17 protein-coding genes and 1 pseudogene are annotated in these 22,332 nt (G+C 76.0%); 7 read left to right on the forward strand and 11 right to left on the reverse strand.

The window, feature by feature from the left end:
* Positions 1-110: 110 nt before the first annotated feature.
* Positions 111-638: a gamma carbonic anhydrase family protein gene (locus tag ABD981_RS33580; protein WP_046911585.1), complete on the reverse strand. Its 528-nt coding sequence runs from the start codon at positions 636-638 to the stop codon at positions 111-113.
* Positions 639-760: 122 nt separating this feature from the next.
* Here ABD981_RS33580 and ABD981_RS33585 point away from each other — a divergent pair, with 122 nt between their 5' ends.
* The gene (locus tag ABD981_RS33585; protein WP_046911586.1) at positions 761-1,528 is read left to right on the forward strand and encodes an acyltransferase; all 768 of its coding nucleotides are present in this window, start codon (positions 761-763) and stop codon (positions 1,526-1,528) included.
* 106 nt (positions 1,529-1,634) lie between these two features.
* Here the strand turns inward: ABD981_RS33585 and ABD981_RS33590 are convergent, their stop codons facing one another.
* A complete protein-coding gene (locus ABD981_RS33590) occupies positions 1,635-2,504 on the reverse strand; it encodes a DMT family transporter (RefSeq protein ID WP_046911595.1) in 870 nt (289 codons plus the stop codon).
* Between the two features lie 104 nt (positions 2,505-2,608).
* On the opposite strand from ABD981_RS33590, the gene ABD981_RS33595 reads away from it, so the two are divergent.
* Positions 2,609-3,181, forward strand: coding sequence for a helix-turn-helix domain-containing protein (locus tag ABD981_RS33595; protein WP_046911587.1), 573 nt, complete (start codon positions 2,609-2,611; stop codon positions 3,179-3,181).
* Between the two features lie 44 nt (positions 3,182-3,225).
* Complete coding sequence (locus ABD981_RS33600; protein WP_046911596.1) at positions 3,226-3,789, forward strand: YbaK/EbsC family protein; 564 nt, start codon at positions 3,226-3,228, stop codon at positions 3,787-3,789.
* A gap of 178 nt (positions 3,790-3,967) precedes the next feature.
* Here the strand turns inward: ABD981_RS33600 and ABD981_RS33605 are convergent, their stop codons facing one another.
* On the reverse strand, positions 3,968-4,375 hold the full coding sequence (locus tag ABD981_RS33605; protein ID WP_046911588.1) for a CoA-binding protein: 408 nt from the start codon (positions 4,373-4,375) through the stop codon (positions 3,968-3,970).
* 103 nt (positions 4,376-4,478) lie between these two features.
* Between ABD981_RS33605 and ABD981_RS33610 the strand changes: the two genes are divergently transcribed.
* From ABD981_RS33610 to ABD981_RS33620, 3 genes are all read left to right on the forward strand, one after another.
* The gene (locus ABD981_RS33610) at positions 4,479-5,105 is read left to right on the forward strand and encodes a YigZ family protein (protein WP_046911589.1); all 627 of its coding nucleotides are present in this window, start codon (positions 4,479-4,481) and stop codon (positions 5,103-5,105) included.
* 102 nt (positions 5,106-5,207) lie between these two features.
* Positions 5,208-6,380, forward strand: coding sequence for an exonuclease SbcCD subunit D (locus ABD981_RS33615; RefSeq protein ID WP_046911590.1), 1,173 nt, complete (start codon positions 5,208-5,210; stop codon positions 6,378-6,380).
* Complete coding sequence (locus ABD981_RS33620) at positions 6,377-9,442, forward strand: AAA family ATPase (RefSeq protein ID WP_345530482.1); 3,066 nt, start codon at positions 6,377-6,379, stop codon at positions 9,440-9,442. Before ABD981_RS33615 ends, ABD981_RS33620 begins: the two co-directional genes overlap by 4 nt.
* Here the strand turns inward: ABD981_RS33620 and ABD981_RS33625 are convergent.
* The 8 genes from ABD981_RS33625 to pdxR form a co-directional block, all read right to left on the reverse strand.
* Positions 9,432-9,881, reverse strand: coding sequence for an Lrp/AsnC family transcriptional regulator (locus tag ABD981_RS33625; RefSeq protein ID WP_046912376.1), 450 nt, complete (start codon positions 9,879-9,881; stop codon positions 9,432-9,434). The two genes, ABD981_RS33620 and ABD981_RS33625, sit on opposite strands and share 11 nt — an antisense overlap.
* Positions 9,882-9,970: 89 nt before the next feature.
* The gene (locus ABD981_RS33630; protein WP_205628333.1) at positions 9,971-11,689 is read right to left on the reverse strand and encodes a DUF885 domain-containing protein; all 1,719 of its coding nucleotides are present in this window, start codon (positions 11,687-11,689) and stop codon (positions 9,971-9,973) included.
* A gap of 544 nt (positions 11,690-12,233) precedes the next feature.
* Positions 12,234-13,640 (reverse strand): GNAT family N-acetyltransferase, encoded by a 1,407-nt coding sequence (locus ABD981_RS33635; protein ID WP_046912374.1) that lies wholly within the window; start codon positions 13,638-13,640, stop codon positions 12,234-12,236.
* Positions 13,641-13,746: 106 nt separating this feature from the next.
* On the reverse strand, positions 13,747-16,500 hold the full coding sequence (locus tag ABD981_RS33640) for a DUF7824 domain-containing protein (protein WP_240495496.1): 2,754 nt from the start codon (positions 16,498-16,500) through the stop codon (positions 13,747-13,749).
* On the reverse strand, positions 16,497-17,888 hold the full coding sequence (locus tag ABD981_RS33645; protein WP_046912373.1) for an SWIM zinc finger family protein: 1,392 nt from the start codon (positions 17,886-17,888) through the stop codon (positions 16,497-16,499). Before ABD981_RS33645 ends, ABD981_RS33640 begins: the two co-directional genes overlap by 4 nt.
* Before the next feature lie 69 nt (positions 17,889-17,957).
* On the reverse strand, positions 17,958-19,541 hold the full coding sequence (locus ABD981_RS33650) for an alkaline phosphatase D family protein (RefSeq protein ID WP_046912372.1): 1,584 nt from the start codon (positions 19,539-19,541) through the stop codon (positions 17,958-17,960).
* Positions 19,542-19,656: 115 nt separating this feature from the next.
* A complete protein-coding gene (locus ABD981_RS33655; RefSeq protein ID WP_345530483.1) occupies positions 19,657-19,794 on the reverse strand; it encodes a hypothetical protein in 138 nt (45 codons plus the stop codon).
* Between the two features lie 144 nt (positions 19,795-19,938).
* Positions 19,939-21,414, reverse strand: coding sequence for a MocR-like pyridoxine biosynthesis transcription factor PdxR (gene pdxR / locus ABD981_RS33660; RefSeq protein ID WP_046907729.1), 1,476 nt, complete (start codon positions 21,412-21,414; stop codon positions 19,939-19,941).
* Between the two features lie 284 nt (positions 21,415-21,698).
* Here pdxR and ABD981_RS33665 point away from each other — a divergent pair.
* Positions 21,699-22,298: pseudogene (locus ABD981_RS33665) on the forward strand (EamA family transporter); the annotation flags it as partial.
* Positions 22,299-22,332 lie beyond the last annotated feature (34 nt).

A 22,332-nucleotide genomic window follows, 5' to 3' on the forward strand; every position in this document is an offset into this window, starting at 1 on the left:
CTCCCGGACCCCGGACCTCCGTCTCCCGGACTCCGTCCCCCGGACTCCGGCTCCCCGACTCCGGACCTCGGCCCGGCCGCGCCGGGCCGGGGCCCGTCAAGCCCGCCGGGTCAGTCCTGGAAGGCCTCGGCATGGCCCTTGGCGAGGTGCAGGTACATCTCGGCGTTGAGCCGGATGCCCGCCAGCTCCTCCTCGGTCAGCGGCCGCCGCACCTTCGCCGGGACGCCCGCCACGAGCGAGCCGGGCGGCACCTCCATGCCCTGCGGGACCAGCGCCTGCGCGGCGACCAGCGAACCGGCGCCGATCCGGGCGCCGTTGAGGATCGTGGCGCCCATCCCGACCAGCACGTCGTCCTCGATCACGCAGCCGTGGACGGTCGCGTTGTGCCCGATCGTCACCCGCGCGCCGACCGACACCGGGTAGCCCGGGTCGACGTGCACCGTGCAGTTGTCCTGCACGTTCGCGTCCTCGCCGATCTCGATGGGCCCGCAGTCCGCCCGCAGCACCGCGTGGTACCAGACGCTGGCCCGGGGCCCGAGGGTGACCTCGCCGAGGACCACCGAGGTCGGCGCGGTGAACGCCGTCGGGTCCACCTGCGGCTCCTTGCCGCCCACGGCCCTGATCAACGCCTCTGTCATGACTCGCTCCTGCTCGCTCGCTCCGTCGGTCGCGCCTTGCGGCGAAGCGTAGTCGCGGCCCATGACGGACATCACAGCGCACCGCACCGATCAGCCACGACGCCGCCGACTACGGTGTCCGGGTGCCCCGGAACAGAAACACGTTCTCCTCGCTCAGCGCCTGGCGGCGCCGGGTCGTCGCCCGCGCCCTGCAGGGCGGCTGGCGCCGGATCCAGCAGGCGGGCGCCGTCACCGCCGAGCACCCCGGACGGCTGCGCTTCCGCCGTATCGGCGAGGGCACCCGGCTCGCCTTCCCCCAGGGCACGGTCTTCGGCGAGCGCTGGATCGAGATCGGGGCCTGCTGCATCATCGCCGAGCAGGTCACGCTGACCGCCGGCATGCTGCCGGACCTGGACCTCGGTGAGGACACCGTGCTGACCCTCGGCGACGGCGTCGTCCTCGGCCGCGGCAGCCACGTGATCGCCGACGCGCCGATCACCATCGGCTCCGACACCTACTGCGGCCCGTACGTCTACATCACGTCCACGAACCACAGTTACGACGACCCGGACGTGCCCGTCGGGCGCCAGTGGCCCCGTTCCGAGCCGGTCGTCATAGGGTCCGGCTGCTGGCTGGGCACGGGCGCGGTGATCCTGCCCGGCGCGCGGATCGGCCGCAACGTCGTGGTGGCCGCCGGAGCGGTCGTACGGGGCGAGGTGCCCGACCACGCGGTGGTGGCGGGGGCGCCCGCGAAGGTCGTCCGCTCCTACGACCCGGAGAAGGGCTGGCAGCCGCCGCTGCGCACGCCCGCCCCGCGCGCGATACCGGCCGGCATGACGGCGGACCAGCTCGCGGCCCTCGCGGCGCTCGACCCCGACCAGCTGAACGACCTGGCGGACCTGGAGAGCTGACGGGGCCGGGGCGGGCCGAACACGGACCTCCGGGCCCGGACGGTTCGGGCGCCGCCTCCGGACGTACCCCGGGCGGCCCAGGCCGTGTCTTTCGGACCAGGCCGGATCAGCCCGTCGCGAGCAGGACCGTGCCCACCAGGGCGAGGCCCGCGCCCGCGGCCTGCACCGCCCGCAGCCGCTCCTTGAGCACCCCGCGCGCCGCCACGGCCGTCACCACCGGGTAGAGGCTGGCGAGGACCGCGGCCACCGTCACCGGGCCGCGCTGCGCCGCCAGCGCGTACGTGCCGTTGGCGGCGACGTCGGCGAGGCCCACGAAGGCCAGCGCCGGGAGCACCGCGAGGACCGCGCGCAGCCCGCCGCCGCCCTCCGGCAGCGCCCGCCCGCCGCGCCGGACGGAGAGCCACAGGGCGCCGCCCCCGACCGCCACGTTGGTGACGCGCTGGACGAACAGGGCGAGGAACAGGCCGGTCAGGGTGGTGGACGCCTCGGCGATCAGGGCCATCACCGCGCCGAAGCCGAAGGCGGCGACGAGGGTGAGCAGCACCGCCTGCCGCTGGACCGGCGCCCCGCGCAGCTCGGGGCCGCCCGCGAGGACCACGCCGAACACGGCCACCCCGATCCCGGCGAACTGCGCGAGTCCCGGCCGGTCGCCGAGGAGCAGGCCGACGGAGACGGGGACGACGACGCCGAGCGAGCCGAGCGGCGAGACCACGCCCATCGGGCCGAGGGCGAGGGCCTTGTAGAAGGCGAGCATGGCGGCGGGGCCGACCACGCCGGCGGCGACCGCGTACCAGAGCAGGGGGCCGGCCTCGTGCCAGGCGCCGGTGGCGAGGACGACCGTGCCGAGCACCAGGACGGCGAGGGCCTGGGAGACCACCACGACCGTCAGCGCGGGGAAGCGCCGGGTGAGCAGTCCGCCGCCGAAGTCGGCGAGACCCCAGAGCAGGCTGGTGGCCAGGGCGAACAGCGCCGTCAGGGCGGTCATGCGGGGTTCCTCGCAGTACAGTGCAGTGAACAATCGGGTGCACCACACGGTAGTACAGCGAATTGAACTCTGTCATTCAAAATATTGGACGGAATGTGTCGGACCTCGATCAGCTCACGCAGTCGCTCGCCCGGAACCTGAAGCGCTGGCGCAACGAACGCGGCTTCACCCTGGACGCGCTCGCCGCCCGGGCGGGGGTCAGCAGGGGCATGATCATCCAGATCGAGCAGGCCCGCACCAACCCCAGCGTCGGCACCACCGTGAAGCTGGCCGACGCCCTCGGCGTCTCCATCACGACGCTCCTGGACTACGAGCAGGGGCCCCAGGTCCGGCTCGTCCCGCCCGGCCAGGCCGTCCGCATGTGGTCGACCTCCACCGGCAGCCAGACCACCCTGCTGGTCGGCACCGAGGCCCGCGGGCCCCTGGAGCTGTGGTCCTACACCCTGATGCCGGGCGACGGCACCGCCTCCGACCCGCACCCCGACGGCACCACCGAACTCCTCCACGTGACGGCCGGGACGCTCACCCTGGTCGTCGAGGGCGAGGAGCACGCCCTCCCGGCCGGCACCTCCGCCGTCTTCGAGGGCAACGTGCCGCACGCCTACCGCAACGACGGCGAGCAGACGGTCGAGATGACGCTGGCGGTGTCCATCCCGCCCGTACGCTGAGACGAACGGCCGCCGGGACGCGCCGACTTGTTAGCGTGACCGGCATGCGCGCACCCCTCGGAGACTTCGACGACGTCCGGCCCGCCCCCGACTGCCTGGAGCTGCTGACCGAACCGGTCGCCGCCGCCGTCCGCGCCTGGCGGGGCGGCGTCCCCGCGGGCGAGATCCTCTACGTCGACACCGACCCGGCCATCGCCGACACCGCGGTCTTCGTCGAGCACCACGGACCGGAGCTCCTCGACGCCTCCGCCAACTGCGTGATCGTCGCCGGCAAGCGCGGCGAGACCACGACCCTGGCCGCGTGCGTCGTGCGCTCGGCGACCCGGGTCGACGTCAACGGCGTCGTCCGCAGGGAGCTCGGCTCCCGCAAGGTGCGCTTCGCGCCGATGGACACCGCGACCGGCGACACCGGCATGGAGTACGGCGGGATCACCCCGCTCGGCCTGCCCGACGGCTGGCCGGTCCTGGTGGACGCCACCGTCGTCGACCTCCCCTGGGTGCTGGTCGGCAGCGGACGGCGGCGCGGCAAGCTCCTCGTGCCGGGCAAGGCCTTCGCGGAGCTGCCGGGCGCGGTCGTCCTGGAGGGGCTGGGTCTGGAGGCCGGCTGAGGCCTCCCGGGTCAGGCCCGGCCTTCCGGGTGCCTTGCGGCCTTCCGGGTCCCTTGCGGCCGGGCGGGGGCCGGCCGGGTCGCCCGAGTCCGGCCGGGCCGCCCGAGTCCGGCCGGATCGCCCGGGTCCGGCCCGGCGCCCGGGTCCGGCCCGGCGTCCGGGTCCGGCCCGGCCGAGGTCAGCCGAGGCGCGGGATCTCGATGGCGGGGCAGCGGTCCATGACCATCTCCAGGCCCGCCTCGCGGGTCCGGGCGTACGCCTCCACGTCGACCACGTCGAGCTGGAACCACACCGCCTTGGCGCCGACCGCGACCGCCTGGTCCGCGACGGCGCCCGCCAGCTCGCTGTTCACGAAGACGTCGACCACGTCCACCGGGAACGGGATGTCGGCCAGCGACGCGTACCCCTGCTCCCCGTGCACCGTCTCCGCCTTGGGGTGGACCGGCACGACCCGCTTCCCGAAGCGCTGCAGCACGGCCGCCACCCCGTAGGCGGCCCGCCGCTCGTTGTTGGACAGGCCGACGACCGCCCAGGTGTCGCCGCTCTCGGTGAGGATCCTGCGGATGGTCTCCGGGCTGCCGTACATGCTCCGCCTCCTGGGGGGCCGTGACGCTGTCATGGGGTCTTCCGGAGCGTGCAACCGTCACGGCCGGGACGGTGTTCCCGAGCCGGGCGCTTAGGCTGGCGGGATGCAGGAGCAGTACCGCACGCTCGCCGGCGAGGGCGTCCACGAGTCCGAGATCAACCGATCGCGCTTCATCTGCGCGCTCGCGCCCGTCGCCACCGAGGAGGAGGCGCAGGAGTTCGTCGCGCGCATCCGCCGCGAGCACCCCACCGCCACCCACAACTGCTTCGCGTACGTCGTCGGCGCCGACGCCTCCGTCCAGAAGGCGTCCGACGACGGCGAACCCGGCGGCACCGCGGGCGTCCCCATGCTGCAGATGCTGCTGCGCCGCGAGATGCGGTACGTCGCCGCCGTCGTCACCCGCTACTACGGGGGCGTGAAACTCGGCGCGGGCGGCCTCATCCGCGCGTACGGAGGGGTCGTCGGCGAGGCCCTCGACGCGCTCGGCACCGTCACCCGGCACCGCTACCGGATCGCCACCGTCACCGTCGACCACCAGCGCGCGGGCAAGCTCCAGAACGATCTCCGCGCCACCGGGCGCTCCGTCCGCGAGGTGAGCTACGGGGCCGCCGTCAGCATCGAGATCGGGCTGCCGGACGCCGACGTGACGCAGTTCACGGCCTGGCTCGCCGACGTGACGGCGGGCACCGCCGGCCTCGAACTCGGGGGAGAGGCGTACGGCGATGCGTGACCCCTCAGGCCGCCGCCCCGGGCCGCCCGCCCGCCCGGGCCCCCGCAGCGGCCCGCGCGAAGCGGCCGCCGCTGTCGTACCCCACCGATACGCTCAGGGATCATGAGGCTTCTGCACACGTCGGACTGGCACCTGGGCCGCTCGTTCCACCGGGTCGCCCTGCTCGACGCCCAGGCCGCGTTCCTCGACCACCTGGTGGCCACGGTGCGCGAGCACGCCGTGGACGCCGTCCTCGTCGCGGGCGACGTGTACGACCGGGCCGTGCCGCCGCTCGCCGCCGTCGAGCTCTTCGACACCGCCCTGCACCGGCTCGCCGACGCCGGCGTGCCGACGGTCATGATCTCCGGCAACCACGACTCGGCCCGCCGCCTCGGCGTCGCGGCCGGGCTCATCGAGCGCGCGGGCATCCACCTGCGCACCGACCCGGCCGGGGCCGGCACCCCCGTCGTCCTGGCCGACGCCCACGGAGACGTCGCCCTCTACGGCCTGCCCTACCTCGAACCGGCCCTGGTCCGCGAGCAGTTCGGCGCCGAGAAGGCCGGCCACGAGGCGGTGCTCTCCGCCGCCATGGACCGGGTCCGGGCCGACCTCGCGACCCGCCCCGAGGGCACCCGCTCGGTCGTCCTCGCCCACGCCTTCGTCGCCGGCGGCGAGGCCAGCGACAGCGAGCGCGACATCACCGTCGGCGGTGTCGACTCCGTCCCCGCCGGCGTCTTCGACGGCGTGGACTACGTGGCGCTCGGGCACCTCCACGGCAGCCAGACCCTCACCCCCCGGATCCGCTACTCCGGCTCGCCGCTCGCCTACTCCTTCTCCGAGACCGACCACCGCAAGACCATGTGGCTGATCGACCTCGGCGCCGACGGCACCGTCGCGGCCGCCGAGCGCGTGGACTGCCCCGTACCCCGGCCGCTCGCCCGGATCCGGGGCCGCCTCGACGACCTGCTCGCCGACCCCGGACTCGCCCGCCACGAGGAGTCCTGGGTCGAGGCGACCCTCACCGACCCGGTGCGCCCCGCCGAGCCCATGGCCCGGCTCGCCGAGCGCTTCCCGCACACCCTCAACCTGGTCTTCGACCCCGAGCGCACCGAGGGCGACCCGCTGGTCTCCTACGCCCGGCGGCTCCAGGGCCGCGACGACCGTCAGATCGCGGAGGACTTCGTGGCCCACGTGCGCGGCGGCACCGGCCCCGACGGCGCCGAACGGGCGGTCCTGTACGGCGCCTTCGACGACGTCCGGGTGGACGCGGCCGAGCGGGAGGTGAGCGGCCGGTGAGACTGCACCGCCTCGCGATCACCGCCTTCGGCCCCTTCGGCACCACCCAGGAGATCGACTTCGACGCCCTGTCGACGGCCGGGCTCTTCCTGCTCCACGGACCCACCGGCGCGGGCAAGACCTCCGTCCTCGACGCCGTCTGCTTCGCCCTGTACGGGGCCGTCCCCGGCGCCCGCCAGGCCCCCGGCACCAGCCTGCGCAGCGACCACGCCCCCCTCGGCACGTCCACCGAGGTCGTCCTCGAACTCACCGTGGGCGAGCGGCGCCTGGAGATCACCCGCAGCCCCGCCCAGCAGCGCCCCAAGAAGCGCGGCGGCGGCTTCACCACCGAGAAGGCCCAGAGCCGGCTGCGCCACTACGACCCCGAGACCGGCGAGTGGCAGGGCCTCAGCAAGTCCCACCAGGAGATCGGCGAGGAGATCACCCAGCTCCTCGGCATGAGCCGGGAGCAGTTCTGCCAGGTCGTGCTCCTGCCCCAGGGGGACTTCGCCCGCTTCCTGCGCTCCGACGCCGAGGCCCGCGGCCGGCTCCTCGGGCGGCTCTTCGACACCCGCCGCTTCGCGGCCGTCGAGGACCGTCTCGCCGAGCTCCGCCGCTCCGCCGAGCACCAGGTGCGCGAAGGCGACGAGCGGCTGCTCGCCCTCTCCCACCGGATGGCCCAGGCCGCCGGCGACGGGGGCGCGGCCGTCGCGGAGCGCCCCGGCGAGCCGGGCCTCGCCGAGGCCGTCCGGACCCGGGCCGCCCTCGCCCGCAGCGAGGCCCGCGAGCAGCTGGACATCGCGAGCCTGCGCCTGACCGCCGCCGAGCGGCGGGAGTCCGCCGCCCGCGCGGCCCTCGACGCCGCCCGCGAGCTCGCCGAGCGCCAGAGCCGGTACGCCGACGCGGTCCGCCGCCGCGAGGAGCTGGCCGCCCACCGCCCCCGGCGCGACGAGGGGCAGCGGGCCCTGGACCGCTCCCTCAAGGCGGACCGGGTCGCCCCCGCCCTCGATCTGCGCGAGGAGGCCGAGCGCGCGCACCGCGCGGCGAGCGCCGCCCTCGGCCGCGCCCGCTCCGGCCTCCCGGCGGAGCTCGCCGACGCCGGCACCGAGCAGCTCTCCGCCCTGGAGCGGCGGCTCCGCGAGGAGCTCGGCGGCCTGGAGTCCGCCCGCCGGGCCGAGCGGCGCAGTGCCGAACTGGCCGCCGAGCGCGCCACCCTGGACCGGGAGGCCCGCGCCGACGAGGAGTTCCTCCAGGACGCCGCCGCCTGGCTGGCCGGCTGGGAGCCGCACCGCGCCGGGCTCCAGCGGCGCGTGGAGGCCGCCCAGGACGCCACGGCGCGCGCCGAACACCTCGCGGGCCGCCTCGACCCCGCCCGCCGCCGGCTCGCCGCGGCCCGCCGCCGCGACGAGCTGACCCGCGAGCTCGCCGCCGCCCGGGACCGGCTCACCACCGCCCGGGAGCGGCGCAACGAGGCCCACGAGAGCTGGCTGGACGTCAAGTCCCGCCGCCTGCGCGGCATCGCGGCCGAGCTCGCCGCCGCCCTGGAACCGGGCGCCCCCTGCCAGGTCTGCGGCTCCGCCGCCCACCCGGCCCCCGCCCGCACCACCGCCGACCACGTGGACCGCGCCGCCGAGGACGCGGCCTACGCCGTCTACACCCGGGCCGACGAGGCCCGCACCGCCGCCGAGACCGCCGTCGCCGGCACCGAGCGGGCCCTGGAAGCGGCGGCCGGGGAGGCCCTCGCGACGGACCCCGGCGCGGACGCCGAGACCGGGGCCGGGACCGGGGCCGGGACCGGGGCCGGGCCGAGCGTCGCCGAACTCGCCCACCGGGTCGAGGAGCTGACCCGCGAGCACGCCGAGGCGCACGCGCTCGCCGCACGGACCCACGCCGCCCGGGAGGCGCTGGACCGCGCCGAGCGGGAGTACGAGGAGCGGCTCGCCGCCCAGCGCGAAGCCGAGCGGAGGGTCGCCGGACGGACCTCGCGCCGCGAGGCGCTCGACCAGGAGCACGGCCTGCTGGAGGCCGAACTCGACCGCACCCGCGGCGAGTCCGGCAGCATCGCCGCCTACGCCACGGTCCTGGAGCGGCGCATCGCCCTGCTGACCGGGGCCGTCGAGACCGTGCGGGCCGCGGAGCAGACCGCGAGGGCGTTGAAGCAGGCCGACGACCGGCTCGCCGACGCCGCCTTCCGCAACGGCTTCGACACCCCGGCCGAGGCCGCCGCCGCCCTCCTCGACGAGACCGCCCGCCGTGGCCTCCAGCAGCGCGTCGACGCCTGGGACGCCGAGGCCGCCGCCGTCGCGGACCGGCTGGCCGAGCCCGCCACCGCGGCCGCCGCCGGGCTCCCGCCCGCCGACCCGCGGACCGCCGGGACCGCCCACGCCGCCGCCGAACGCGCCCTGCGCGAAGCGGCCGCCGCCCTCTCCGCCGTACGCGAGCGGAGCACCGAACTGGCCAGGCTGTCCCGCCAGGCCGACACCGAGGCCCGCCGCCTCGGGCCGCTGCGCGAGGAGTACGAGCGGGTGGCCGGGCTCGCCGCCCTCACCGCCGGCACCTCCGCCGACAACGAGCGCAAGATGCGCCTGGAGTCGTACGTGCTGGCCGCCCGCCTCGAACAGGTCGCCGCCGCGGCCACCGCGCGCCTCCAGCGGATGTCCTCGGGCCGGTACACCCTGGTCCACTCCGACGCCCGCAGCGGCGGCCGGCGCGCCGGGCTCGGGCTGCACGTCGTCGACGCCTGGACGGGCAACGAGCGGGACACCGCCACCCTCTCCGGCGGCGAGACCTTCTTCGCCTCCCTCGCCCTGGCCCTCGGCCTGGCCGACGTGGTCACCGACGAGGCGGGCGGCGTCCGGCTCGACACCCTCTTCATCGACGAGGGCTTCGGCAGCCTCGACGACCAGACCCTCGACGAGGTCCTGGACGTCCTGGACTCGCTGCGCGAACGGGACCGCAGCGTCGGCATCGTCAGCCACGTCGGCGACCTGCGCCGCCGCATCCCGGCCCAGCTGGAGGTCGTCAAGGACCGGCACGGCTCCGCGGTGCGGCTCCGTACCGGAGGGGAAGCGCTCAGCGGCTGATCGCGCGGCGGGGGAGCGGCGAGGAGTAGACGACGCTGGTGGTCACCGAGCCGAGCGCGCCCACCTTCCCGGAGATCTCCTCCAGGTGCTTCATGGACCGGGTGGCGACCTTGAGGACGAAACAGTCGTCGCCGGTCACGTGGTGCGCCTCCAGGATCTCGGGCGTCGCCGCGACGAGGTCGTGGAAGGGCTTGTAGTTGCCGTGGGGGTAGCGCAGCCGCACGAAGGCGAGGATCGGCAGGCCGAGCCGTTCCTGGTCGACGACCGCCGTGTACCCGGTGATCACCCCGGCCTCCTCCAGGCGCCGTACCCGCTCGGTCACCGCCGAGGCCGACATGGACACCGCGCGGGCCAGTTCGGCGAAGCTGGCCCGGCCCTGCTCCTGGAGCGCGTCGAGAATCCGCCAGTCCGTGGCGTCCGGGATGTATCCGCTGGTCATGGGCGTGACCTTGCAGGGAAATCCCCGGGAGCGCAAGCCGCCCCCGGGGACCGCCCCCCGCTGCGGACCGCCCGGCCGGCGCACGCCGGTCAGAGCCGCGACAGCTCGTCCACCAGGTCGTCCAGGCCGAGCGGGCCCTGCGACAGGGCGGCCATGTGCCAGGCCTTGGCGTCGAAGGCCTCGCCGTGCGCCGCCTGCGCGTTGGCCCGGCCGAGCAGCCAGGCGCGCTCGCCCAGCTTGTAGCCGATGGCCTGGCCCGGCATCGACAGATAGCGGGTCATCTCGCTCTCCACGAAGGCCGGCGGGCGGCTGCTGTGCCGCTGGAAGAACTCCTGCGCCAGCTCCGGCGTCCAGCGCTCGCCCGGGTGGAACGGCGAGTCCGCCGGGATCTCCAGCTCCAGGTGCATGCCGATGTCGACGATCACCCGGCAGGCCCGCATCATCTGGCCGTCCAGGTAGCCGAGCCGCCGCTCGGCGTCGCCGAGGAAGCCGAGCTCGTCCATGAGCCGCTCCGCGTAGAGCGCCCAGCCCTCGGTGTTGGCGCTCACCTTGCCGATGGTCGCCTGGTAGCGCGACAGCCGGTCGGCCACGTGCGCCCACTGCGCGATCTGCAGGTGGTGCCCGGGCACGCCCTCGTGGTACCAGGTCGACACCAGGTCGTACACGGGGAAGCGGGTCTGCCCGTCGACCGGCAGCCAGGTGCGGCCGGGGCGCGAGAAGTCCTCGGACGGGCCGGTGTAGTACGGGGCGGCGGCGCCGCCGGGCGGGGCGATCCGGGACTCCACCCGGCGGACCCGGTCGGCGAGTTCGAAGTGGGTGCCGTCCAGGGACTTGATCGCCTCGTCCATCAGCTGCTGCAGCCAGGCCTGGACCTCGTCGACGCCCTCGATGTGGGTGCCGTGCTCGTCGAGGTGGGCGAGCGCCTCCCAGGGGCCCGCGCCGGGCAGGATGCGCTCGGCCTCGCCCCGCATCTCGCCGAGCAGCCGGTGGTACTCGGACCAGCCGTACGCGTACGCCTGGTCCAGGTCCAGGTCGGTGCCGTTGAAGAAGCGCGACCAGCGGCGGTAGCGCTCGCGGCCCACGGTGTCCGGGGCGCCGGCCACGGCGGGGGCGTACACGTCGCGCATCCAGTCCCGCAGTCCGGCGACGGCCCGGTCGGCGACGGCGCCCGCCGCCGCCAGCTCGGCCCGCAGCTCCTTGGCGACCGGCTCGTCCGCGCCCGAGGCGAACTCCTCGAACCAGCCGCGGGGTTCGCCGTCCTCGCCGGTGCCGCCCGCGCCCGCCCACTCGGTGAGCTGGCCGACGAAGGTGGCGGTGGCCCGGGGGCCGCCGAGCATCCCGCGCTCCAGACCGAGGGCGAGGGAGGCGCGGTAGCCCTCCAGGGCCGCGGGGACCGCGCGCAGCCGCTGGGCGACCGCCGTCCAGTCCTCCTCGGTCTCGGTGGGGAGCACCGTGAACGAGATGCGCACGCTGTGCGCGGGCGAGCGGAGGTTGCTCACCGCGCACAGGCCCTCGCCCGCGTCGTGCACGATCAGCTGGGCGTCCAGCCGCTCCCGCAGCAGCCGGGCGCAGCGCCGCTCCGCCTCGTCCTCGGCGCCGGGCCGCCGCTCGGCCTCGTCGAGGAGGCCGAGGGTGCGGCGGGCGAGGTCGGCCATGGCCTCCTGGCCGGCGGGGGAGAAGTCGGGCAGGAGACCCGAACTCTCCTTGACTCCCAGGTAGGTACCGGTGATCGGGTCGAGTTCGATGAGTGCGTCGACGTATGCGTCGGCGACCTGGCGGGGAAGCACGGTGCTGGAAGTCTCTGGCATGAGGCTCATCCTCGCCCGTGCACGCTCCCCGCGTCACCCTCAATCGATCTCAGTCGGCTGACAAAGGAGCGCCGGGGACGGTCGGCGGCGGCGGTGTGCCGGACCCCCGCCGGACGTCCGGCCGACTCGCGGCCCGGGCCGCCGAACGCCGCGGGCCGCACGCGTCGGGGACGGGACGCCGCAGGTCGGCGGGGCAGGGGACGGCCGCGCACCGCGCGGGGGCGGCCGTTCCGGCGGGTGGGTACGGGATCCCCGGATCCGGTCGCGGACCGCCGCGCGCGAGGGACGGACCGACGGGTTCAGGCCGCTGCGGGGGGACCCGGACGAGCGGTGGTCCTTCGAGATCCGGGCCGAGTTTGGCCGGATCCAGCCGTAGTCGGCGCCCCGGGATCAGGCCGGTGCGACCCGCCCGGGCCCACCCCGCCGGGACGGACGGGGCAGGTGGGGAACGAGCGCGTCCGGGGCCGCGGAATCGGCCACGGGCCGGACCTGGCACGGTGATTTTTCGCTACGGACCGGTAACCCCTCACCGTGCCGCCGGGGCTCAGTGCTCGGCGGACTGGTGAACGGGGTGCTCGGCCGCTCCCCGCAGCTCCGCGGGGCGTCCGCCGAGCCGGGCGGTGATGACGAGGGTGCCCTCCTCGATCTGGTAGTCCAGCGGCAGGTTGAGGCCGCGCATGGCGGCGACCATCCCGGTGTTGGAGGACTGGGTCACCGCGTAGACGCTGTCGCAGCCGGCCTCCTCCGCCATCGCCACCAGGCGGCCGAGGAGTTCGGCGCCGATGCCGCGGCGCTGCCAGTCGTCCTCGACCATGAGGGCGACCTCGGTCTCGTCGCCGTCCCAGAGCAGGTGGCCCAGGGCGACGACCCGCCCGGAGGCGGTCTGCACCGCGAGGGTGCGGCCGAAGCGCGGGCTCAGCAGGTGGTCGAGGTAGCGGTCGGCGTCGCCGACGGGGCCGTGGTAGCGCAGCCGCAGGGTCCGCTCGGAGCAGCGGTCGTGCATGGCGCGCGCGGCGCCGAGGTCGCGCTGGTCGGCGCGGCGCACGGTGATCTCGTTGCCCTCGGGCAGGGTGAGCACGTCCTGGCTGCGCGGGACGCGCGGGCCGAGCCGGGCGTCCAGCTCGACGAGGGCGCGGGCCCGGGCGAACTCGGTCGGCGTGAACGGCAGATAGGGCCGCTCGATGACGAGCGAGCCGCCGTTCGGGTCGCGCAGCCGCATGGTCGTCTCCTCCAGGACGCCCTCCACCGGGGCGGTCTCGCCGTTGGGGCGGCCGCTGAGGGAGACGGCGGGCACGGAGTGGAGGGTGCACCGGCCGAGCAGCTGGCGCAGGGCCAGCGGGAGTTCGGCCGAGTCGAGGGCGGTGCGGGTGGCGAGGCCCAGTACCCGGGTCGGGGTGTCCACGAGGTCGTGGGCGTCGGCCCGCTCGGTCCAGGTGTCGCTGCCGCCGGCCGTGGCGACGGCCCGGGTGAGCACGTTCGTCTGGAGCTCGGCGGGCGCCCGCAGCAGGAACTCGTCGACGGTCCCGTCGGCGAGCGGATGGGTCTGCAGGGTCAGGATGTCGACGCCGTGCCGGGCCAGCACCGCGCACAGCGCGGCGAGGCTGCCCGGGGCGTCCCGGACCGTGGTCCGCATCCGCCACAGGACCGTGCCCGCGGACTCCTCCACGGGACCGGTCCCGGTGACGGCGGCCGGTGGCAGCGGGGCTTCCCCGCTGCCACCGGGATCGTCGGCGGGAGGCGCATGACTGTGCCGGCGCGCCCACCAGGTGTGGAAGGCGGCGGTGGCGACCAGCGCGATCGCCGAGAACACCAGCAGGTAGGGGCCGTCGGGGCCCTTGGCGATGGTCTTGGCGATCGAGTCGGCCACCACCACGGCGGTGAACATCGCGGCCAGCTCGATCACGTCGTGCCGCCAGCGGTGGGTGGGGCGGGCGTTCTTCCTGGGGGTCATAGCGTCCATGACCTCACTGTGACCCAGCGGTGTTGCGTGATCACGAACGCTTTGTGACCGACGGGTTAAGTGCCTATCTGCTGGCTTTGTGGCTGATTTCGACTGATTAAGACGCGGCCTGATCGCCCCCGTGTCCGAGCGCGCTCAGCAGCCGCCGCGCCTGCGTCACCGCCTGTGAGGAACCCGACCGCGCCGCCGCCTCCGCGAGACCCGGCACCACGCCCGCGGCCCCGCACCGCTCGACGCACTCGGCGGCCACCGCGAGCAGGTCCCCGGCACCGCGCACCGGCTTCGGCGCGGCGAGCACCCCCGGCAGCAGCTCCGCGAGCACCGCCCACACCGTGCCGTACGCCCCGGTCGCCGCCGCCGTGCGGGCCGCGTCCGCGAGCCGGTTCGGCTTCACCGTCCCCTCGGCCATCAGCGTCGCGAGCCGCTCGCCGAGCGCCGCCGCGTCCAGCTCGCCGCGGGCCGCGAGCACCAGGAGGGCGTCGACGGCCGTCAGCCGGTCCTCCGCGTGCCGGCTACCGAGCCCCACGGCGATCGCCGCCCGCACCGCCGGACCCACCGGCCCGTCGCCCTCGGCGAGCGCGGTCAGCCCCCAGGCCGTGCCGCGGTAGTCCCATTCGGCCCCGTCGGTCACGAGCGGCAGCAGCCAGACCGCCAGGGTCTCCCGGTCGTCGGGCAGCACGGCCGGCCACTGCGGGCGCTGCTGCTCCGACCAGTGGCGGCAGCGGTGGGCGGACTCGGCGGTCTCGCCGCCCAGCCACTGGAACACGGGCGGGAACTCCTCCCGTATCGCCCGCCGCTCCCGCACCGCCACCACGATCCGGTCCGCGAGCCACCACCGCCGCGAGCGGACGTCGGGCCCCCTGCTCACGAACCGCACCGCGGGTGTGAGGGACACGTCCGCCGTCAGCCAGTCCGCGAGCCGCTCGCCCGCCCGGGTGCCGAGCGCCGCCGCCTCCCCGGCGGCCGCCCGCGCCATCGGACCGGCCTTCCGCACCCGCAGCAGCGCCTGGGCCAGGTCGACGGGAGCGGGATCGACGCCCGCGTCCCGGTACGCCCGCAACCGCTCGACCAGCACCTTCGGATCCAGCGCACCCGTGTGCACGGTCGGCGTCGCGAGCAGGAACGGCACCGGCGACTCCGTGACGACCAGCCAGGCGGCCTCCCACAGCCGGGCCTCGACCACCCCGCCCAGCCCCGCGTGACCGCAGGACGCGGTCGTCATCCGGCGCCCGTCGTGGATCCGCGACGGTGACACGGCGCCCGCCACGGCGGCGATCACCACCGGGAGCCCGATCAGGCCCTGGGTGACGTGGCGCGAGTCGTTCATCCAGTACGTGTCGCCGAACGTCTCCCGCACCGCCGCCGTCAGCCCCGCCCGGTCCCCGCGCGCGTGCCGTACGAGACCGTCCAGGGCGCGCTCGAACTCCTCCGGCTCGCCGGGACGCCGCACCAGGGCGACCAGCTCCTCGACCAGCTCGGCTACCGTCCCGGCCGCCGCGGCCACCGGACGCGGCTCCGGCACCGGCGGCAGCACCTCCTCGTACGGGAGGGCCTCGCCGCAGGCCTCCGCGCCGAACACCCCGGCCGCCGCCGCCCGGTGCACCGGGCTCAGCAGCGCCGCCGCCCCGGCCAGCTCCTCGCGCACCCGCTCGTCCACGTCGCCCAGATGGCGCCCCACCAGCTTCAGGGCCCGCTCCTGGATCGCCGTGTCCTCGTGCCCGAACGCGTCCGTCACCACCGGCAGCAGCTCGGCCGCCGCTCCCGGCTCCCGGCGCAGCACCTTGGCGAGGAGGGTCAACTGGGCCCGCACCAGCTTCTTCTCGGTGCGGAAGAGCACCGAGCCCGACAGCTCCGCCAGCTCGCGCACCGGGAGCCCGCCCTCCAGCGCGAGTCCCGCCAGGACCTCCTGCGCGTACGCGGCCACGGGCGATGGACCGTCGGCCGCCATGCCGAGCCAGTCCGGGATCCGGGCCCGCCGCTCCTCCTCCGTCGCCCCGAGGAGCTGGAGCAGGGCGAGCGGCAGCCGCAGATCGCGCGGCCGGCCGCCCCGCAGCAGCCGGGCCGCACAGGTGTCCAGCAGCGCCGCCCGGTCGAGCAGCCCCTCGCCCGCGAGGGCCGCGAGCGCGGAGGGCCAGTGCCCGTCCTGGCCGGCGGCGGTCTGCCAGGTGACCGGCTCCGGGGCCTCGGTCAGGTCGAGGAGCCGGGGGACGAGGACCGGCGTCTGCGGATCGCGCCGCAGCCTCGCCAGCAGGTCCCGGCCGGTCACTTCCCCGGTCCAGCCGCGGACGTAGGCGTCCGTGGCGGGCGCGGGACAGCCGGTCAGCAGCACGAGTCCGTGGACCAGCGCGTACTCCTCCTCCGCCACCGTCGGCCGCTCGGCCAGCCGCCGGGTCACCTCCGTCAGCCACGCGCGGTCGCGCCCGGAGAGCACGCCCAGCACCGCGCGACCCCCGTCGCCCGACTCCTGGAAGTCGCGCCCGCCGATCCAGTCCGCGGCGGCGGCCGCCCCCGTGATGCAGCCGGCGCCCGCGATCCGCAGCGCGCCCCGCACCCGCTGCTGTGCCCGCCACCGCCCCCAGTCCCAGCCGCGGACCTCCTTGCGCAGCCGCTTCAGCTCCGGCACCGCCGCCTTGCGCCCGGCCGCGTCCAGCGCCGTGAGCAGCCCGGGCACGTCCCCGCCGCGCCCCTGCCGCACCGCGTCGAGCAGCTGGGCGACCGCGGCTCCGGTCCCCGTGCCGGCCCCCTCGCCGACGCCCGTGCCGCTGTCCGTGCCGCTGTCCCGCTCCATGACCGTGCCCTGTCCCGTGCCCGTGGTGATGTCCGTACCGCCCCTCGTGCCGACCTCCGTCATCGCGCGCCTCCCGCGGTGGCGACCGGCGTGCCGACGGCCGCGCCCCGCCGGGCCATCCGCACCGCGAGCGCGTGCTTGCACGGCCCCCGCCGCCCCCGGTACTCGGCCCACCACGCGCAGGTGCAGCTCAGCCGCCCGTCGGCCGACTCCCGCACCCGGTAGCGCCGGTCCGCCGAGACCACCGTGGCGAGCTCGCCGTCCAGGGTGACCGCGCCGTGCGCCAGCAGGCCCCGAGCGTCTACCAGCCGAGGGTTGTGCCGCTCGGCGCGGTCCGCGTCGTACGGCAGCTCCCGGTGGAAGTAGGCCGCGTCGGCCACGTCGTAGCCCACGCGCCCGGCCGTGCCCAGCCGGGTCAGCGCGGCCCGGACCCGCTCCACGGAGAGCCCCGCCTGCTCGGCCAGATCGGCCGGGTCGATCCGCGGCTCCCAGGCCAGCAGCACCGACACCAGCTCCGCGTCCCCCGCCGCCTCCTCGGTGGCCAGCGCCTCCAGGACACCGCCCTCGCCGGAGAAGCCGCGCGCCGGGTCGGGCGACAGGGTCAGGGTGAGCCGCATCCCGGGCAGCTCCACCTCCCAGGCGCTCGGCACGGGACCGCCGTCCGGCACCGGCCCGTACACCCGCAGCGCCGTCGCGTGCCGCAGCACCCGCTCCAGGGCCACCAGCCGGTCGGGCCCGGCCAGGCAGACGGCGCCCGGGACCGGCCGCGTGGTGGGCCGCAGCGTCCGGCCGGACGGCACCACCCACATCGGGGCGGCGCCCCGGGCCTGCGAGCGCGGCAGCGAGCGGAGGAAGCGGACCGCCTCCGCGCCGGACAGCTCGGCGCGCAGGTCGAATCCGGCGGAGGCGACCTGCGCCTCCGCGAAGCCCCGCAGCCAGCGGTCCGGCAGCGGCACCTTCTTCTCCACCACCGGGCCGTCGAGCGTGGTCACCGCCAACTCCTCGGGGCCGACCCGCAGATGCAGCGGGTCGTCGCCGGTGAGCCGGGAGAGCGCCTCGCGCAGCGGGTTGTTCACGTCCACGTTGGTCGTGCCGTGGCCCGTCTCCGCGCCGTCCAGGCCCGCGCTCAGCACGTCCAGGCGCGCGTACACCCCGCCGCAGCCCGAGAAGGACTCGAAACGCAGCCGGTCGCCGTTGCCGGTCACCACCGGGTCCAGCGAACCCGGCCGTATCCGCTGGTAGTACCGGGCCGCGGCCACGTCCGCGACCGCCAGCAGGCCGCGCGCGGCGATCTGCGGCGAGCTGAGGAAGCCGGTGAAGAACCGGGGACGTGCCTCGGCGCCGTGCGGCGTGAGGCCCCCGGAGGTCTCCAGTCCGAGCAGCCGGCCGGAGCCCAGGGACTCCAGCGCGGAAGGGCGTGCGTAGGCGAGCGCCTGTACGGATCGCGTCATGGGGAAGACGGTAGGACCCGCCACTGACAATCCGCCGGGACCGCCTCCGACCGGCCGCTCTCCCCGGAACTACTGTCCGACGCGGCCCGGCTGGAGCACCTTGGAGAACAGCACCGTGCCGCCCTCGGCGCGCAACCGGACCGTCAGTTCCCCGCTGCCGCCGTCGATGTCGACCTCGCCGAAGTACTGCGGGCTCTCCATCGGCGACAGGTTGGCCCGTTCCGGCGCCCGCACGAAGACCCGCTCGGGGCCGAACGTGCCGTCCAGCCTGTTGGCCGGGAAGCCGCCCGCCGCCAGCGGTCCGGAGACGAACTCCCAGAAGGGGGCGAAGTCCTGGAAGGCTGCGCGCTCCGGCGCGTAGTGCTGCGCGGAGGTGTAGTGGACGTCCGCCGTCAGCCACAGCGTGCCGGTGATCCGCCGGTGCTTGATGAAGCGGAGCAGCTCGGCGATCTGCAGCTCGCGCCCGAGCGGGGCACCCGGATCGCCCTGCGCGACCGCCTCGAAGTCGGTGGCGCCGTCCGTGACCACCAGGCCCAGCGGCATGTCCGCGGCGATCACCTTCCACACCGCGCGCGAGCGGCTCAGCTCCCTCTTCAGCCACTCCAGTTGCTCCGCGCCGAGGATGCCGGTGGTGTCGTCGGCCTGCCGGCCCGGCGAGTTGGCGTTGCGGTACGAGCGCATGTCGAGCACGAACACGTCCAGCAGCGGGCCGTACCGCACCACCCGGTGCATCCGGCGCTCGGCGCCGCGCGCGTGGAGCGTGGAGACCGGGAAGTACTCGCCGAACGCGCGCGAGGCGCGGGCCGCGAGGACGTCGACGTCCTTCTCCGTGTAGCGCGGGTCGTCCAGGATCTGGCCGGGGTACCAGTTGTTGCGGACCTCGTGGTCGTCCCACTGCACGATCGACGGCACCTGGGCGTTGAAGGCGCGCACGTTGTGGTCGAGGAGGTTGTAGCGGAAGTTGCCGCGGTACTCGTCCAGGGTCTCGGCGACCTTGGACTTCTCGGGGGTGGTGACGTTCCGCCAGATCCGGCCGTCGGGGAGCGTGACGCTGGGCTGGATGACCCCGTCCGCGTAGATCGTGTCGCCGCTGCACAGGAAGAAGTCGGGGTCGAGCCGGCGCATCTCCTCGTACGCGCGGAAGCCGCCGATGTCCGGGTTGATGCCCCAGCCCTGCCCGGCGATGTCGCCCGACCAGAGGAACCGCACCCCGTCGCGGCGCCGTTCCGGGGCCGTGCGGAAGGTGCCGGTCACCGGTTCCCCGGTACGGCGCGGGTCGTCCGGGTCCGCCAGGGTGACCCGGTAGTGGACCTGCTCGCCCGCCGGCAGGCCCCGCAGCGCGGTGGTGCCGGTGAAGTCGGTGCCGGGACCCAGGAGCGGACCGTAGTGGCGGCGGACGCGGCGGAACGATTCGCCGGACGAGGTCTCGACGATCATGCGGGCCGGCCGGTCCGAGCGGACCCAGACCAGGCCCGAGTGGGCGGTCACGTCGCCGGTCTGCACGCCCCACGCGGCCGACGGGCGCCCGGAGAGCGCGAGCGCCGGACTCGCGAACGCGCCCCCGCCGACGGTGAGGGCGGCGGTCGAAGCGGCGAGCGATCCGCGCAGGACCGTACGGCGGGCGGGGGAAGGGGCGGGCGTGCGGTCGGACATCGAAGCGCCTCCGGGGATTCGGCGGGATGGGCCGCCCCCATGCCTAGCGCCCGGGAGAGGCGAGGAGCCGAACCCCGTGTGAACAACGCTCCGGGGGAGGTGTCCTGGGGCGGCGTCACCGTGCGGCGGGCGAGCGGGCGAGCGGGCGGCGGGCGAGCGGGCGGCGGGCGAGCGGGCGGCGGGCGGCCGACCGGGCCCCGGCCTCCCCGGTCGGGCGTCCCCTGCCGGGCCGGGCCCGGAGGACCGTGCCCATCGGACCGTTCGACAAGGACCGTGCCGCTCGGACCGTTCCGACAAGGACCGTGCCGCTCGGACCATCCCACTAGGACCGTGCCGCTCGGACCGTTCCCCATAGGACCGTGCCCATCGGGCCGTTCCCCTAGGGCCCCGCCCTCCGTCAGCCCACCCCCTGCCCCTCCGCCATCAGCTCCACCCCCCGGGCGATCTCCCCCGGCGTCAGGTGCGCGTAGCCGAGGACGAGCCGGACCGTGCCGTCGGTCGGGCGGGCCGTGCCGTAGTCCGCCAAGGGGCGCAGGGCCACCCCCGCCGCCCGGGCGCGCTCCAGGAAGCGCGGGGTCGGGCCGTGTTCCGGAGGCAGGTGGGCGATGACGTGGAGGCCCGCCGCGATGCCGCTCACGCCGCTCCCCGGGAAGTGCCGTTCCAGGGCGGCCACCAGGGCGTCCCTGCGCTCGCGGTAGGCGCGCTGGCAGCGGCGCAGCTGGCGGTCGTAGCCGCCCTCGGTCACGAAGCGGGTGAGGACCGCCTGGTCGAGGGCCGGGTTGCCGAGGTCCATGGTGCGCTTGCGCTCGACCACCTCGTCCAGCAGCGCCTCCGGCACCAGCATCCAGCCCAGGCGGAGCCCGGGCGCGAGCGACTTGCTCACCGAGCCCGCGTAGGCGACGCGCTCCGGGTCGAGGCCCTGGAGCGCGCCCACCGGGGCCCGGTCGTAGCGGAAGTCCCCGTCGTAGTCGTCCTCCAGGACGAAGCCGTCCACGGACCGCGCCCAGTCGAGGAGCGCGGCCCGCCGCCGCGCCGAGTAGGCGATCCCGGACGGGAACTGGTGCGAGGGCGTCACCACCACCGCCCGCACCCCGGACGCGGCGAGCGGTCCCGGCTCCAGGCCCTCGCCGTCGACCGGCAGCCACACCGTGTCCACGCCCGTGGCGGCGAACAGCCGGGCGTGCTCCGGGCTTCCGGGATCCTCGACGCCCACCGTGTCCAGCCCGCGCGCCCGCAGGACGAAGCCCAGCAGCGTCGTCGCCTGCGCCACCCCCGAGCACACCACCAGGCGCTCGGGACCGGCCGCCACCCCGCGCCTGCGCGCCAGGAGCGCGGCGAGCGCGGTGCGCAGCTCGGGCAGCCCGCGCGGATCGGGATAGCCGAGCTGCCGGTGGGCCAGTTCGGAGAGCACCGCCCGCTGGGCGGCGCCCCACGCGGCCCGCGGGAAGAGCGCCAGGTCGGGCGTGCCGGACCGGAAGTCCACCCGCACTCCCGGCGCGCGCGGCGCCAGGTCCCGTGCGCCCGGCGCGGCCGAACGCGCGGCGCCGCCCACCCAGGTGCCCGAGCCCCGGTCGCTGCGCAGATAGCCCTCGGCCGTGAGCTGCTCGTACACCTCGGTCACCAGGCCCCGCGAGACCCCGAGGTCGGCGGCGAGGGCCCGGCTGGACGGCAGCCGGGTGCCGGGGCCGAGCCGGCCGGCGCGCACCGCCTCCCGCAGCGCCTCCTGGAGGGCCCGCCCGCGCCCGCGCGCGGGGGCACCCGCCGCGGGGAGGAGCAACTCCCAGGCGGGCTGCGGGGGAGCGGGCGCCGGAGCGGTGCCGGCCGCGGCCCCCCGGCCCTCGCCCGCGCTCCAAGTGGTCCCCGATGACGTCATGGAAGTGGACCTTAATGCGGAGAGCGCCGCTTCCTAGCGTCGGGACCATGAACGCGAACTCCCTGCGCGGCGCCCTCCTGGTGACCGTCGCCTATGCCCTCGTGGGCGCCTCCTTCACCGCCAACAGCCTGCTCGGCGCCTATCCGTACGCGGGCGGGCAGGCGCTGCGCTACGCCGCCGCCTGCCTGCTCCTGCTGCCCTTCGTCGGCCGGGGCGCCCTCGCCCCGCTGCGTGCCCTGACCGTGCGGCACTGGCTGCGGCTGGCCCTGATCTCGGCCGTCGGCATGGTCGGCTTCAACCTGGCCGTCCTCGCCGCCGAGCGGACCGCGGAGCCCGCGGTGCCGGGCGTCCTGGTCGGCTGCGCGCCGGTCGTCGTCGCCGTCCTGGTCCCGCTGACGGAGGGCCGCAGGCCCGCCCGGCCGGTGCTGTACGGCGCGCTGCTCGTCGCGGCGGGCGCCTTCACCGTCCAGGGCTGGGGCCGCACCGACCTCGCCGGCCTCGGCTGGTCGGTGGCGGCCCTGGCGGGCGAGGTGGGCTTCACGGTCCTGGCGGTGCCGGTGCTGCGCCCGCTGGGGCCGAAGCTCCTGACGGCGGTGGTGTGCGGGGTGGCCGCGGTGGAGTCGGCGCTGCTCGGCCTGGTCGTGGACGGGACCGACGCGCTGCGCGTGCCGACGGGCGTGGAGGCGGGCGCCCTGGTGTGGCAGGCGGCGCTCGCGACGGTCGTCGGCTTCGTCCTCTTCTACATGGGCGTCCAGCGCATCGGTATGGAGAGGGCCACTCTCTACACGGGAGCGATCCCGGTGGCCGCCGCGCTGACCGCCGTCGCGGTCGCGCACGGCTCCTTCGGGCCGCCCCAGGCCGCCGGAAGCCTCCTCGTGGGGGCCGGGGCGGCCCTGGGCACGGGCCTGTTCTCCCGCA

It is taken from the genome of Streptomyces showdoensis (genome assembly GCF_039535475.1).
GTDB classification, from domain to species: domain Bacteria; phylum Actinomycetota; class Actinomycetes; order Streptomycetales; family Streptomycetaceae; genus Streptomyces; species Streptomyces showdoensis.